We start from the raw sequence: 14,487 nt of genomic DNA on the forward strand, positions 1-14,487 counted from the left end.
ATGTCAGCATCATCTGAAAACCCGATCATTTCGGCGGTCGAGACCGTTCTCGACAACGGCAAGTTCGGCCAGCGCACGATCAAGTTCGAGACCGGCCTGCTGGCCCGTCAGGCCGCCGGGTCCGTCACGGCGTACCTCGACGACGAGACCATGCTGCTGTCGGCCACCACGGCCGGTAAGCACCCCAAGGAGCAGTTCGACTTCTTCCCCTTGACGATCGACGTCGAGGAGCGGATGTACGCCGTGGGCCAGATCCCCGGCTCCTTCTTCCGGAGCGAGGGTCGCCCCGGCGAGGACGCGATCCTCACCTGCCGGCTGATCGACCGCCCGCTGCGCCCGACCTTCAAGAAGGGTCTGCGCAACGAGGTCCAGGTCGTGATCACCGTGCTCGCGCTCGACCCCGACCAGCCCTACGACGTGCTCGCGATCAACGCGGCGTCGCTGTCGACCCAGATCTCCGGCCTGCCGTTCTCCGGCCCGGTCGGCGGCGTCCGCGTCGCCCTGATCGAGGGTCAGTGGGTCGCCTTCCCGAGCCACAGCCAGCTCGAGGGTGCCGTCTTCGACATGGTCGTGGCCGGCCGCGTGACCGAGACCGGTGACGTTGCGATCATGATGGTCGAGGCCGAGGCCACCGAGCAGACGTGGGACCTCGTCCAGTCCGGCACCCAGGCGCCCACCGAGGAGATCGTCGCCGGCGGCCTCGACGCCGCCAAGCCCTTCATCAAGCAGCTGTGCGAGGCGCAGAGCGAGCTCGCCAAGCAGGCCTCCAAGCCGATCCAGGAGTTCCCGGTCTTCCTCGACTACGAGGACGACGTCTTCGAGGCCGTCGAGTCGGCCAGCAAGGCCGACCTGGTCTCCGCGATGACGATCGCCGACAAGCAGGAGCGCGAGCAGCGCGTCGACGAGCTCAAGCAGAGCGTCCTGGAGAAGGTCGCCCCTCAGTTCGAGGGTCGTGAGAAGGAGATCGGCGCGGCGTTCCGCTCGGTCAACAAGCAGGTCGTCCGCGAGCGCGTGCTGCGCGACAAGATCCGCATCGACGGGCGCGGCCTTGCCGACATCCGCCCGCTCCACGCGGAGGTCGCGATCCTGCCCCGCGTGCACGGCTCGGCGTTGTTCGAGCGTGGCGAGACCCAGATCCTGGGCGTCACCACCCTGAACATGCTCAAGCTGGAGCAGCAGCTCGACACGCTGTCCCCGGAGAAGCACCGCCGCTACATGCACAAGTACGTCTTCCCGCCGTTCTCCACCGGTGAGACCGGTCGGGTGGGCTCGCCCAAGCGCCGCGAGGTCGGCCACGGTGCGCTCGCTCGTCGGGCACTCCTGCCGGTGCTCCCGACGCGTGAGGAGTTCCCCTACGCGATCCGTCAGCTCTCCGAGGCGATGGGCTCCAACGGCTCCACCTCGATGGGCTCGGTCTGTGCCTCCACGATGTCGCTGCTCCAGGCCGGCGTGCCGCTGCGCGCAGCGGTCGCGGGCATCGCGATGGGCCTGATCTCCGGTGAGGTCGACGGCGAGACGCAGTACGTCGCGCTGACCGACATCCTCGGCGCCGAGGACGCCTTCGGCGACATGGACTTCAAGGTCGCCGGCACCAAGCAGTTCGTCACCGCGCTCCAGCTCGACACCAAGCTCGACGGCATCCCCGCCGAGGTCCTGGCCGCCGCGCTGACCCAGGCCCGCGACGCGCGCCTGACCATCCTCGAGGTGATGGGCGAGGCCATCGACGCACCCGAGGAGATGTCGGTCCACGCTCCGCGGATCATCAGCATCAAGGTGCCGATCGACAAGATCGGCGAGGTGATCGGGCCCAAGGGCAAGGTGATCAACCAGATCCAGGACGACACGGGCGCGACGCTGTCCATCGAGGACGACGGAACGGTCTACATCGGGGCGACCAACGGCGAGGCGGCCGAGGCCGCCCGCAACGCGGTCAACGCGATCGCCAACCCGACCATGCCCGAGGTCGGCGAGCGCTACCTCGGCACGGTCGTGAAGACGACCAACTTCGGGGCGTTCGTCTCCCTGCTCCCGGGCAAGGACGGTCTGCTCCACATCACCAAGCTCCGTGCCCTGGTGGGTGGCAAGCGGGTCGAGAACGTCGACGACGTCGTCTCGGTCGGCCAGAAGATCCAGGTCGAGATCGGTGAGATCGACGACCGCGGGAAGCTTTCGCTGATCCCCGTCGTCGAGGACTCCGCGGCGGCCGGTGACGAGTCCGACGACAGCGCCGACGAGCCCGTCGTCGAGGCCGCGGACGCCGAGTGACCCACGTGGTCCCTGCGACGACCGGCCGGCAGCCTGCTGCCGGCCGGTCGTCGGTTTCCCAGGCCAACGGATCGACGCGGACCCTGCTGAAGGGTGACGACGGCGTCGTCCGCCGGACGGTGCTGCCCAGCGGCCTGCGGATCATCACCGAGCAGGTGCCCGGGCAGCGCTCGGCCACCATCGGGGTCTGGGTCGGGGTCGGCTCGCGCGACGAGACGCCGGCCCTGCACGGCTGCTCGCACTTCCTCGAGCACCTGCTCTTCAAGGGCACCCCCGAGCGCTCCGCGCTCGAGATCTCGATCGCGCTCGACGCGGTCGGGGGTGAGTTCAACGCCTTCACCGCCAAGGAGTACACCTGCTTCCACGCGCGGGTCCTCGACGAGGACCTCCCGCTGGCGGTCGACGTGCTCGGCGACATGATCACGTCCTCGACGATCACCGAGGACGACGTCGACGCCGAGCGCGAGGTGATCCTCGACGAGATCGCCATGCACGACGACGACCCCGACGACGTCGCGCACAACCTCTTCTCCGCCCAGGCCTGGGGCGACTCGCCCCTGGGCCGACCGATCGCCGGCACCGCGGCCTCGATCGAGGCGATGACCCGCGACCAGGTCCTGCGGTTCTACCGTCGTCACTACCGCCCCGAGCGGATGGTGGTCGCGGTCGCCGGCAACGTCGACCACACCAAGGTCGTCCGGCTGGTACGCCGCGCGTTCGCCCGCAACGACTTCCTGGCCGGCACCGCCAGCCCGGTCGCCGCCCGCCAGGTCGCGAAGGCACGCCGCGTCGGCTCCGGGGTCGTCGAGGCGACCCGGCAGTTCGAGCAGGTCAACGTCGTGCTCGGCGTGAACGGGATCACCCGCTCCGACGACCGGCGCTTCGCGCTCGGCGTGCTGAACGCCGCCCTCGGTGGCGGCACGTCCAGCCGGCTGTTCCAGGAGGTCCGCGAGAAGCGCGGCCTGGCCTACTCCGTCTTCTCCTTCGCCAGCCAGCACATCGACGCCGGGCTGGTCGGGGTCTCGGTCGGCTGCCTGCCGGCCAAGCTCGAGCAGGTGCTCGAGGTGGTCCGCGCCGAGCTCGCCAAGGTCGCCGACGCGGGCATCACCGCCGACGAGCTGGCCCGCGGCAAGGGGCAGCTCAAGGGCGGTCTGGTGCTCGGGCTCGAGGACTCCGCGTCCCGGATGAGCCGGCTGGGCAAGTCCGAGCTCGTGGACGATGACCTGCTGAGCATCGACGAGGTGCTGGCGCGGGTCGAGGCCGTCACCCTGGACGACGTGCACGCGCTGGCGACGACCCTGTTCACCCAGCCGGAGATCCTCGCGGTCGTCGGACCGAGGTAGGCGCTCACGCCACCAGGTGCAGGTGGTGCTCCGAGCGGGTCACGGTCAGGCTCTGGCCCCAGGTCAGCTCGAGCCGGTCGGTCTCGATGCCGTCCCCGAAGACGACCATCCGCTCCGACTCCACGCGGAGCGCGAGGCCCGCGGCCTCCAGCAGCCCCTCGGTGTACGTCGTGCCGGTGGCGGGGGAGGGCCAGGCCTCGCGCACGAACCACGCCAGCCCGGGGTCGGTGGGGCCGGGGAGCGCGAGCCGGCTGTGGTGCTCGAGCCACAGCGACCGGCACCACCCCGTCGCGCCGGTCCCCGTGGCCACCACCAGCCCCGACGAGGCCTGTGCCTCCCGGCGACCCTCGGCCTCGAGGGTGTAGCGGGCCGTCTGGTGCGACGCCGGCCCCACGAACACCTCGTTGAGGGCCCGCAGCCGCTGGCCGTCGTCGGAGGCCGCCTCGACCATCGTCAGCAGGTCCTGCGGTCCGGCGGAGCGCAACAGGTCACCCACGGCCTCCGGCCGGTGGCGCACGAGCACGCCCGGGTTGCGCGCCGGATCGGTGTCGATGCCGATCACCGGCTGGTCGTCGAGGTACTTCGCGACGTTGGCGACCAGACCGTCCTGCCCCACCACCACGACGACGTCCTCGGGGCCGAACAGGAAGCGATCGAGATCGGCGCGCTCGACGCGTCCCTGCCGCCAGTCCACCGGGACCGCGGCCGTGATCGTCGACAGCGCCTGCTGCAGGGAGCTGTGCCGGGCCTCGACCTCGGCCAGGTCACGGCCCCGGCTGCGCAGGAAGAACTCGACCTGGCCGCGGGTGCCGTGCCGGGCCAGGAGCTCGTCGAGCTCGGTGGCCCGGTGGACCACCACCACCCGGGGCGCGATGCTCATGACGCCGAGCTCGAGCCGAGCCTGGCGAGCAGGGGAGCGAGCAGGTCGGGGGTGAGCACCAGGCTGTCGATGTCGGGCAGCCGGCCCGAGAGCTCACGCAACGCCTCGGTCCACAGCACCTGGTCGGGCAGGTCCCGCAGGGCGGCGAGGTGGGCCGACTCGGCCGCTGCCTCGGCCTCACCGCGGGTTCTGGTCGCAGATGCCTCGCCCTCGGCGAGGGTGAGGGTACGCCGCGCCAGTGCCTCGGCGCCGATCTGGCCGGCGGCCGCCTCCTCCTCGGCCTCGCGCCGGGCGTTGGCGCCGCGCTGGGTGACCAGCTGCTCCTCGCGCCGCGCCAGCTCGATCCTGCTCTGCAGCTCGTTCTCGCTGATCGCGCGCTCCCGCTCGACGGCCACCGCACGCCGCTCATAGGTGGCGCGGTCGGCCTCCTGCTGCACCTGCTCCCGGGCGGGCGTGCGCAGGGCCTTCTCCACGTCGGGCTCGGGCCGGATCGCCACGACCCGTAGTGCGACGACGCTGATGCCGGTCTCGGCGAGCCGCGCGTCACTGCCGATGGCGGAGCCGACCGTGGTGAGCAGGGCGTCGACGCCGGTGACGAGCGCGGAGGTGAGCGGCACGGCCGCCAGCAGGGCGATCGACTGCTGCTGGACGATCTCGGTGAGCAGCCCGGCGACCTGCTCCAGCGGCATCGTCCGCCAGGCGCCGGTGTCGGGGTCGACGGAGAAGTCGATCCGGCTGGAAGCCAGGTCGGGATCGGCGATCCGGTAGGTGACCGTGGCCTGCACCGTGACGTCCTGGAAGTCGGAGGTGCGGGCGTGGAAGAGCATCGGCAGCTCGCGGTCGGCCACCGGGACCTCGGAGAGGACCGCGCTGAGCGGGCGGAACCAGAACGACAGACCGGTGCCCGCGTGGCGCACCCTGCCGTTGCGCACGTGCTGCACGTGGACGGTGGCGGTGCCGCGCAGGTGGCGGGTGAACGGGTAGCGGGTGATGTCGGCCATGTGAATCGTCTCCTCCAGAGGTAATCGTCGTTATGACGATAACGCGAAGAAGTCTTTCTCGTCAAGTCGACGATTAACGGCTACGCTCAGCGCCATGGAGATCTCCGTGACGGTCGACCTGGTCATCCTGACCATCCGGGACCAGCTGCTGCACGTGCTGCTCGTGCGACGTGGGATCCCGCCGTACCGGGGACGCTGGGCCCTCCCCGGGGGCTTCCTCGAGGAGCGGGAGGATCTCTCCGCCGCGGCCGCCCGCGAGCTCGAGGAGGAGACCGGACTGGCGCTGGGCGACGTGCACCTCGAGCAGCTGAGGACCTACGGCGCCCCGGGCCGCGACCCGCGGGGGCGCGTGGTCACCGTCGCCCATCTGGCATTGGCGCCCGACCTGCCCGCACCGATCGCCGGGTCGGACGCCGCCCACGCCGAATGGGTCCCGGTCGACGTCGCCCTGGCGCGCGGCGACCGACTGGCGTTCGACCATCTGGCGATCCTCACCGACGGCGTCGAACGGGCGCGCTCGAAGCTGGAGTACACACCGCTCGGCACAGCGTTCTGTCCTGAGGAGTTCACGGTCGGGGAGCTGCGCCGGGTCTACGAGGCGGTCTGGGGACGCGAGCTGGACCCGCGCAACTTCCACCGGAAGGTGACCGGCTCGTCCGGCTTCCTCGCGGACACGGGGGAGCGGACGAACCGCGACGGCGGTCGTCCCGCCCGGCTGTACCGACGGGGGACGGTCGAGGTGTTGCACCCACCTCTGCTCCGTGGCGACTGAACCGTCCGTGTCGCCTCAGGGACGTTGGACGTCGACCAGACCGTAGAAACCGGGCAGCCGCTGGGGGCCGTCCAGGGTCCACAGCACCTTCTGCCGGCCAGGCTCGTCGGGGACCGTCACCTGCATCGCGAACCTGACGTTCGTGAAGGCCGGCAGGACGGGTCGGCCCTGTCCGTCGTGGAAGGGCACCTGCGCGCAGTTGAGCCGCCAGGTGCGTGCGGTCGTCCCGAAGGCGATCGTGAAGTCCGGGCACGGACTCAGCGGGATGGTCGTCGAGGACTCGAGGACGGCCGTGAAGAGCACGGTGTCACCCGGGTGGGCGTGGCCCGAGATGTGGCCGGTCGCCGACAGCCGGTCGTACGGCGTCACGACCTCGCCACCGACCCGGTGGCGCACGTCGGGGTGCCCGGCGGGAAGGGCGCGCCACGGCACGACCTGGTGGCCGGTGAGGGTGCCGGAGGTCGACGGCCCGGTGGCCGGGTGCGGCGAGGACGAGTCCGCGACCCGGGCGATCATCGAGGCTCCGCCGGCGACCACGAGCACGGCAGCGGCGGCAGTCGTGAGCGGGCGCCAGGGCAACCGACGGCCGGGCAGCCGCTCGCCGAGCCGCTCGAGGGGAACCGCGGGCGGTGGCGGCAGCTCGGCCTGCCAGCGTCGTGCCGCGGCCTGGATCCGCTCGTCCATGAGGTCAGTCATCGTCGTCTCCCAACAGCTCTCGCAACCGTGCCCGGGCCTGGTGCAGGGTCGCCTTGACGGTGCCGGGCGCACAGCCCATCACCTCGGCGGTGGTCGCCACGTCCAGCCCGACGAAGTAGTGCAGGTCGACGGCCTGGCGCTGGCGGCGGCTGAGCCCCTCGACGGCTCGGGAGAGGTCGAGGTCGTGACTCGCCGTCGGAGCGGCGCCCTGGTCCACCAGCTCGACCACCATCCCCGCCGGCTGGCGGGTGCGGTAGCGCCGGCACCGGTCGGCGGTGATGCCGAGCAGCCAGGCGACCGGTGTGCCACGCGAGGCGTCGTACGTCGCCCAGCGTTGCCAGGCGCGGATCAGGGCCTCCTGCACCACGTCGTCGCGGTCCGCGGCCGCCACCTGGCGGGCGGCGTACCGGGTCAGGACCGTCAGGTGGGGCTCGACCCAACGTGCGAAGTCCCCAGGGGTCCCACGCTCGGTCATGTCCCGCCCTCCGGAGATCAAGGTCTCCATACCCGTTCTACGCCACGGGAGGTGGTTTCGGTTTAGTCGGGGCGCCGACCGGTCTCCGCGTCGCCACGCCGTGACCTCCTTGGTCGGTCACGACGGGTCCGCGGGTCTCGACTCGCCCGTCGCGGCTTCGCGGGCTCAGCCGCGGGGCTTGCTCGACCTCCCCGTCGCCACGCCGTGACCTCCTTGGTCGGTCACGGCGGGTCCGCGGGTCTCGACTCGCCCGTCGCGGCTTCGCGGGCTCAGCCGCGGGGCTTGCTCGACCTCCCCGTCGCCACGCCGTGACCTCCTTCGTCGGTCACGACGGGTCCGCGGGTCTCGACTCGCCCGTCGCGGCTTCGCGGGCTCAGCCGCGGGGCTTGCTCGACCTCCCCGTCGCCACGCCGTGACCTCCTTCGTCGGTCACGGCTCGACGGTGACCTTGATCGCCTCACCCTTCTTGACGATCTCGAAGGCGGAGAGCACGTCGTCGAGCGGGATGTGGCGGGTGATCAGGTCCTTGACCGGCACCTGGCCGGTGGAGATGTACTGCAAGGCCCGCTTGTTGTGCTCGGGTGCCGAGCCGTTCGCGCCGTGGATGTGGAGCTGGCGATAGTGCACGAGGTTGGAGTCGCAGGTGATGGTGGGGTCGGTCTTGGGCAGCCCACCGAAGAACGAGATCCGGCCGTTGCGCGCGGCCATCGCGATCGCCTGCTCCTGGGTGACGTTGGCTGCCGTCGCGGTGATCACGACGTCCGCCCCGCGGCCGCCGGTCAGCTCCATCACCCGGGCAACGACGTCCTCCTGGGAGCCGTCGATGGTCTCCTCGGGCTGGACGGCGTCGGCCGACATCTTCAGTCGCTCGGCGTTGACGTCGACGAGGTAGACCGGGCCCGCCTCGTGCACGCCACGGGCGATCCGGATGTGCATGCAGCCGATCGGGCCGGCGCCGAACACCACGACGGTGTCACCCGGCTCGATGCCGAGCAGCTCCTGGGCGTTGATCGCGCAGGCGAACGGCTCGGCGGCGGAGGCCTCGTCGTACCCCACGTTGTCGGGGATCTTGTTGAGCCCGTCCACCTTGAGCACCTGGTGCGGCACGATCATGTACTCGGCGAAGCCGCCGTCGTACTGGTAGCCGACCGAGGTCTGGTTCTGACAGACCGCCATCCAGCCCTTCCGGCACTCGTAGCACTCACCGCACGGCACGGCCGCGATCACCTGCGCACGGTCGCCGACCTGCCACTCGCTGCCGTACGTCGTGTTGACCTCCGCGCCGACCTCGACCACCTCGCCGGCGATCTCGTGCCCGATCGTCCGGGGCGGGGTGAGGTTCTGGTGGCCGTTGTAGAAGATCTTCACGTCCGTGCCGCAGGTGGAGCAGTTGCGCACCCGGAGCTTGATCTCGTCGGGTCCGCACTCGGGCTCGGGCACGTCCTCGAGTCGTACGTCCTCGGGCGCGTAGAACCGCAGGGCCTTCATGGGTGATGCCTCTCGTCGGGTGTCGCGGTGGGGGGTGGGGCGGTCAGTCGTCGTCGTCCTCGGCGGTCAGCAGGGTGAGCACCTCGTCGACATTGGTGGTCTCGCGCAGCCGCTGCGCGGACTCCTTGTCGGTGAGCACCATCGCCAGGGACTGCAGGATGCCGATGTGCTCGTCGCTCTTGCTGGCGATCGCGATGCACACGAAGCACTGCTTGCCGTTCCAGTCGACCCCGTCCGGGAACTGGAGGAACGCCAGCGCCGCCCGGTTGATGTGCTCCCGGCTGGCATCGGTGCCGTGGGGGATGGCGAAGCCTTCGCCCATGTAGGTCGACACGGACTGCTCGCGCTCGAGGATGGCGTCGGCGTACGCCGGTCCGGCCGCACCGATCTCGACGAGCACGGCACCGCACTGGCGCAGTGCGTCCTCCTTGTCGGTGGCGCTCAGGCCGAGGCGCACGGCCTCGGCACTGAGCACGTCGTTGCCGGCGGCCTCAGGACTCAAGGGTGCCGCCGTCCTTGATCGCGTTCTCGACCTTCGCGAACGCCGGGTCGCCCATGAAGATCTGGAACGGGATGACGACAGCGTTGGGGCTGACCATCTTGGCGCGATCGGCGAGGCCGGCATGACACAGCACGACCTGGGCGTCGGCGGGGATGTTGTTGACCGGCGAGTGGACGACCTCGACGTCGTACTTCTTGAGCTTCTTCTTCATGGTGCTGGCGACCATCACGCTGCTGCCCATTCCGGCGTCGCAGGCGATGATCACCTTCTTGACGTCTGAGCCGTTGACCTGCGGCATGGAACTTCCTCTCGTCGGGGTGTGCGGGCCGGGTGCCACTCCATCGTGGCACCCGGCCCGACGGGGGTCGAGGACGCGGTGGGCCTAGCTGCCCACCAGCACTTCCTCCTCCGGCAGGTGCGCCGTCTCGTTTCGTGCCGCTCGTCCGAAGCCCATCAGGGCTGCCGCGACGATGAACGACACGCCCGCGGCGACGACCACATCGGAGTAGACCGCCACCCAGTTGCCGAACCCTCGTGGAGTCTCCGCGATGTAGGCGAAGATCGATCCGGGTGCGGGCGGGCCGACCAGACCGGCGTGCAGCGCGTTGCCGACCGCCAGGCCGGACATGCCGCCGGCGATCGTGGCCAGGATCAGCTGGGGCTTCATCAGCACGTACGGGAAGTAGATCTCGTGGATGCCACCCAGGAACTGGATGATCAGCGCGCCGGGGACGCTGGGACGCAGCGCCTTGGGACCGAAGAAGAAGTACGCCAGCAGCAGACCGGCGCCGGGGCCGGGGTTGGACTCGACCATGAACAGGATCGACTTGCCGTGGTCGAGCACCTGCTGCGAGCCCAGCGGTGTGAAGACACCGTGGTTGATCGCGTTGTTGAGGAAGAGCACCTTGGCGGGCTCCACGATCAGCGACGCGAGCGGCAGCACGTGGTGGTTGACGAGCCAGTTGACGCCGTCGCCGGCCCAGTTGACCAGGTGGTCGACCGGGGGACCGATGACGAGCTTGCCGACGACGGCCATCACCAGGCCGATGATGCCGGCCGAGAAGTTGTCGACCAGCATCTCGAAGCCGCTGGCGACCTTCTCCTGGATCGCGTTGTCGACGACCTTGATCAGGTAGCCGGCAAGGGGACCGATGATCATGGCACCGAGGAACATCGGCACGTCCGAGCCCACGATGACGCCCATCGTGGCGATCGCACCGACCACGGCACCGCGCTGGCCGTGCACCATCCGGCCACCCGTGTAGCCGATCAGCAGCGGCAGCAGGTAGGTGATCATCGGGCCGATCATCTCCGAGAGGCTGTTGTTGGGAAGCCAACCGCAGCCGGAGTGAGAGGCATGGCAGGCGGCGGCGCCGCCCTCGGGCACGAGGAAGAGGCTGGTGATCAGGCCCCACGCGATGAAGGCCGAGATGTTCGGCATGATCATGCCGGCCAGATAGCCCCCGAAACGCTGGACCCGCGCGCGTCCCCCTCCCCCCGCCACGTTCTTGTTGGCCAATGCGTCAGGCAAAGCCATGGTTTCCGTCCTTTCGAGCAGCTGCGTCGCCTCTGTGGCGCCAGTCACATCTGTGTTTCTCTGTATATCTGCCCGTATGTGTGGTCGTCAAGAGTGAAGCAGGCGTTTTGGGCGCGCAAAACCACGCAACCGGGCATCAGTGCGGGCGCCCAGGGTCGGGCCCGATGGGCTCAGCGCGCGAGCGTGGCCAGTCCGGCGCAGGCGACCGCCCACAGCACGCTGGTGAAAGTCCCGATGATGAACCGCTCGGCCGCGCCGGTGTCCTCCTGGTTGCGCAGCTCGGGATAGCGCCCGAGGCCCTTGACCGCGAGCACGATCGCCAGGCCCGGGCCCCAGCCGGCGACGAGCGCCGCGAACACCGCAAGCCGTTCCAGGGCGCCGATCCAGGCGCCGCCGCGCAGCACCTCGCCGGCGCGGACGGTCCGGGCGTCCCGGTCGACCAGTGCGAAGACCTGCGTGGTGACCAGTCCGCCGCCGGTCACCGCGAGCACCCCCGCGAGCAGCAGCACGACGCGCGGTGCCGAGTCGGCAGCCGGGAGCTCCCCGAACCAGACCAGGCCCAGGGCCAGTCCGAGCAGCGACGTGACTGCCACGGCGTACGCCCGTCCCGCGCGCCCGGTGACCAGGCCCGTCGTCGCGATCGCGGCGGCCGCGCCCACCGCGACCAGCTCCAGCCAGCCCGTGCCGGTCATCGTGGTCCCTCCAGTGCGGTGCCGGTCAGGAACTCCACCAGCTCGCGAGCCCGGCGGCCCTCGGCGATGCCGGCAGCAGCGGCCCGCTGGCTCACCGCCGACTGGGTGATGCCCAGCCGGGTCGCGGCCTGGTCGTAGGTGAGGCCCTCGTCGACGAGGTCGGAGACCTGCCAGCCGCGCTCGGTACGACGGGCCAGCAGCGCGGCCCACAGCCAGATCGCCGACTCGAGCGCACGGGTCGCCGGAGAGGCGCCGTTCACCCGCAGCCGCCACGGGCTCGACTTGGCAGCCGTCACGGCCTCGCGAGCGGCGAGATAGGCCTCACCGCGGCCGGCGCGGGCCTGGTCGGGCAGGGGGGTCTCGACCGGGCCGAGCCCGATGCCGATGTTCCAGCCGCCGGAGCGGAGCAGGGGCTCGAGGGCCGCCGGCAGGGCCGCGGGGTCGTCGAGGAGGCCCTGGAGCTCGTCACCCACGGTGCGCTCGAAGGGTCGCAGGCAGGGCACGGCACGGAGGGCGTCGAGCGCCGTCGGCACCTGGTCGAGACCGGTCCGGCTCTCGTCCTGGTCGACGGTGAGCACCACGACGTCCATGTGGCTCCTGTCAGCGTGAGATCCTCGATATTAGAGAATACCCTAATATACAGTCAATATCAGGGACTAACCTAACGCTTGCCGATGATCGCCACGACCGGGGGCGCCTTCTGGTCCACCACGGAGACCCGGAAGCCGCCTTCGCTCAGCGCCGCCGAGGCCTTCTTCACGATGTTGGGCACCAGCTCGGGCTGGGTGGTCTCGTAGAACAGGTGGATCGCGCCCCCGGGCAGCACTCGGTCGTGCAGCAGCGCGACCTCGTCCGCGCAGCCGCGCACCCAGAACAGGTTGACGTTGAACGCGAACACCTTGTGCAGCCGCTTGACCGGCACCCGCAGCGTCGCCAGGTCGATCTGGCGGACGGTCAGCCGCCCGGCGTCGACGTACTTCTGGTTGCGCCGCCGGGTGCGGTCCACGCCGGACTCCGAGCGGTCGATGGCGAACAGCTTCCCGGTGGTGAGTCGGGCGCAGATGAGCTCGGCCGCAGCGCCGGGCCCGCAGCCGATCTCGAGGACGTTGTCACCCGGTTGCGGGTCCATCAGATCCACGGCCCACGCGATGCGCGGGGGGATCGACTGCGCTGGCATGGGCTCAGCCTGCCACTTCGGCGTTCCGAGGTCAGCCACCGGCGCGGCTAACCACTAGGTTGGCTCCCGTGAGTACGGCGATCAGGGTGGGCGTGCTCGGCGCTCGCGGCCGAGTCGGGTCCGAGGTCTGCCAGGCCGTGCGCGAGGCCGACGACACCGAGCTGGTCGCCGAGGTGGACCAGGGCGACGCCCTGGACGCGCTGTCCGCGGCCGACGTCGTCGTCGACTTCACCCACCCTGACGTGGTGATGGACAACCTGCGGTGGTGCATCGCCGCGGGCCTGCACTGCGTGGTCGGCACGACCGGCTTCGACGACGAGCGGCTGGCGGCGCTGCGTGCGCTGCTGGCCGACGCGCCGGGGGTCGGGGTGCTGGTCGCCCCCAACTTCTCGATCGGCGCGATCCTGATGATGCGCTTCGCGGCCGCGGCGGCGCCCTTCTACGAGTCGGTCGAGATCATCGAGCTCCACCACCCCGACAAGGCCGACGCCCCCAGTGGGACCGCACGGCGTACCGCCGGGCTGGTGGCGTCCGCGCGACGGGAAGCGGGCCTGGGTGCGATGCCGGACGCGACCTCGACCGGGGTGGCCGCCGCCCGTGGTGCCGACGTCGACGGGGTCCGCGTGCACTCCGTGCGGGCCCGAGGGCTGGTCGCGCACCAGGAGGTGCTCCTCGGCGGGCCGGGGGAGACCCTCACGATCCGGCACGACTCCCTCGACCGGGCCTCCTTCACGCCCGGCGTCCTGACCGGCGTCCGCGCGGTGGCCGAGCATCCCGGGCTCACGGTGGGGCTCGAGCACTTCCTCGCGATGGTCTGACGCGACGCGACGCGTCAGCGCAGCGTGATCACGCCTGCAGCGTGGGGCTCGCGGCCCGGGGCGACGATCTCCCACCAGTACCTCTGGAGCGCCTCCACCGGAGCCAGGCGCAGCTCGAACCCCACTGGTCGACCCGCCGGGAGGTGAGGACGGCCCCGGGCGTCGCGGTAGGGGGCGTACGCCGTCTCCCGGCGCCCCCGGACCACGTGCGGAGGGAAGAACCGCGTGATCCCGATGGAGTGCAGCGGCCGGTCGGCCCCGAAGTCGCAGGTGTCCGAGATCGAGCCCATCGGCACCGCCCAGGCGCGTCTGGCGTACGTGAGGGTCACCGCGGCGCGTCCCGAGGGAGCGAGGCAGGCGCTGGGCCAGACGAGCTGCGCGAGGGCGTCGGCGCGGTGGGTGAGCAGGACCGGCTCGGAGTACCGCGAGGTGAAGGTGGAAGGGACGCCGGGCAGGGTGTCGCCCTCGACCATGCGGAGCGTCGCTCCGGGGCGCCCGGAGACGGAGCAGGGTCGGTGTCCGTCGGCCAGCGAGAAGCGCAGGGCCTTGACCGTCGTACCCATGGCGGCGCCGTTACCGAGGTCCCTCAGATCGAGGTCGGCGGCCCGGCACGGTCGAGCCGCTGCGGCGCGCGCGGGATCGGGACGGGGCGCGAGTCGGGTGCTGGCGAGGTGCGGGTGGGTGGGCGGGAGGTCGGCCCAGGGGACAGGGGCGACGGTGGTGGCAGCGGCGTGCGGGGACGAGTCCGCGCCCCCGCACGCAGCCAGCGTCAGGGCGCCGACCGCGAGCACGAGTGTCGTCGTACGCCGCACGGGCACCTCCGCGGAACGGGAACGCGGAG

Annotated in this window: 13 protein-coding genes and 1 pseudogene; 4 read left to right on the forward strand and 10 right to left on the reverse strand. The window is 70.9% G+C overall.

From position 1 onward, the window contains the following. Both E3N83_RS02105 and E3N83_RS02110 read left to right on the forward strand, forming a co-directional pair. A complete protein-coding gene (locus E3N83_RS02105) occupies positions 1–2,265 on the forward strand; it encodes a polyribonucleotide nucleotidyltransferase (protein WP_151081756.1) in 2,265 nt (754 codons plus the stop codon). Positions 2,266–2,270: 5 nt separating this feature from the next. Further along, positions 2,271–3,608, forward strand: a complete 1,338-nt coding sequence (locus tag E3N83_RS02110; RefSeq protein ID WP_191907909.1) for a M16 family metallopeptidase — start codon at positions 2,271–2,273, stop codon at positions 3,606–3,608. A 4-nt stretch (positions 3,609–3,612) separates the two neighbouring features. Here E3N83_RS02110 and E3N83_RS02115 read toward each other — a convergent pair whose 3' ends face one another. Together E3N83_RS02115 and E3N83_RS02120 are read right to left on the reverse strand one after the other, a co-directional pair. Beyond that, positions 3,613–4,488 (reverse strand): hypothetical protein, encoded by an 876-nt coding sequence (locus tag E3N83_RS02115; RefSeq protein ID WP_151081758.1) that lies wholly within the window; start codon positions 4,486–4,488, stop codon positions 3,613–3,615. Then, positions 4,485–5,489, reverse strand: coding sequence for an SPFH domain-containing protein (locus E3N83_RS02120; RefSeq protein ID WP_151081759.1), 1,005 nt, complete (start codon positions 5,487–5,489; stop codon positions 4,485–4,487). Before E3N83_RS02120 ends, E3N83_RS02115 begins: the two co-directional genes overlap by 4 nt. A gap of 94 nt (positions 5,490–5,583) precedes the next feature. On the opposite strand from E3N83_RS02120, the gene E3N83_RS02125 reads away from it, so the two are divergent. Next, a complete protein-coding gene (locus E3N83_RS02125; protein ID WP_151081760.1) occupies positions 5,584–6,261 on the forward strand; it encodes an NUDIX hydrolase in 678 nt (225 codons plus the stop codon). A 15-nt stretch (positions 6,262–6,276) separates the two neighbouring features. Here E3N83_RS02125 and E3N83_RS02130 read toward each other — a convergent pair whose 3' ends face one another. From E3N83_RS02130 to E3N83_RS02165, 7 genes and pseudogenes are all read right to left on the reverse strand, one after another. After that, a complete protein-coding gene (locus E3N83_RS02130) occupies positions 6,277–6,957 on the reverse strand; it encodes a hypothetical protein (RefSeq protein ID WP_151081761.1) in 681 nt (226 codons plus the stop codon). Continuing rightward, positions 6,950–7,432 carry an RNA polymerase sigma factor gene (locus tag E3N83_RS02135; RefSeq protein ID WP_151081762.1) on the reverse strand — a complete coding sequence of 161 codons (483 nt, stop codon included), beginning with the start codon at positions 7,430–7,432 and terminating at the stop codon, positions 6,950–6,952. Before E3N83_RS02135 ends, E3N83_RS02130 begins: the two co-directional genes overlap by 8 nt. A gap of 429 nt (positions 7,433–7,861) precedes the next feature. Beyond that, positions 7,862–8,920: a zinc-dependent dehydrogenase gene (locus E3N83_RS02140; protein ID WP_151081763.1), complete on the reverse strand. Its 1,059-nt coding sequence runs from the start codon at positions 8,918–8,920 to the stop codon at positions 7,862–7,864. Between the two features lie 43 nt (positions 8,921–8,963). Next, positions 8,964–10,959 (reverse strand): annotated as a pseudogene (locus E3N83_RS20290) (PTS mannitol transporter subunit IICBA). 170 nt (positions 10,960–11,129) lie between these two features. Continuing rightward, positions 11,130–11,651, reverse strand: a complete 522-nt coding sequence (locus tag E3N83_RS19890; protein WP_191907912.1) for a hypothetical protein — start codon at positions 11,649–11,651, stop codon at positions 11,130–11,132. After that, a complete protein-coding gene (locus tag E3N83_RS02160) occupies positions 11,648–12,241 on the reverse strand; it encodes a transposase (RefSeq protein ID WP_151081765.1) in 594 nt (197 codons plus the stop codon). Before E3N83_RS02160 ends, E3N83_RS19890 begins: the two co-directional genes overlap by 4 nt. A gap of 71 nt (positions 12,242–12,312) precedes the next feature. Beyond that, positions 12,313–12,828: a class I SAM-dependent methyltransferase gene (locus tag E3N83_RS02165; protein WP_151081766.1), complete on the reverse strand. Its 516-nt coding sequence runs from the start codon at positions 12,826–12,828 to the stop codon at positions 12,313–12,315. Positions 12,829–12,896: 68 nt separating this feature from the next. Between E3N83_RS02165 and dapB the strand changes: the two genes are divergently transcribed. Then, complete coding sequence (gene dapB / locus E3N83_RS02170) at positions 12,897–13,646, forward strand: 4-hydroxy-tetrahydrodipicolinate reductase (protein ID WP_202879298.1); 750 nt, start codon at positions 12,897–12,899, stop codon at positions 13,644–13,646. Between the two features lie 14 nt (positions 13,647–13,660). On the opposite strand, the gene E3N83_RS02175 is transcribed toward dapB, so the two are convergent. Next, positions 13,661–14,458: a DUF4232 domain-containing protein gene (locus E3N83_RS02175; protein WP_151081767.1), complete on the reverse strand. Its 798-nt coding sequence runs from the start codon at positions 14,456–14,458 to the stop codon at positions 13,661–13,663. Positions 14,459–14,487 lie beyond the last annotated feature (29 nt).

The sequence above is a fragment of the Nocardioides cynanchi genome (genome assembly GCF_008761635.1).
Lineage (GTDB): Bacteria > Actinomycetota > Actinomycetes > Propionibacteriales > Nocardioidaceae > Nocardioides > Nocardioides cynanchi.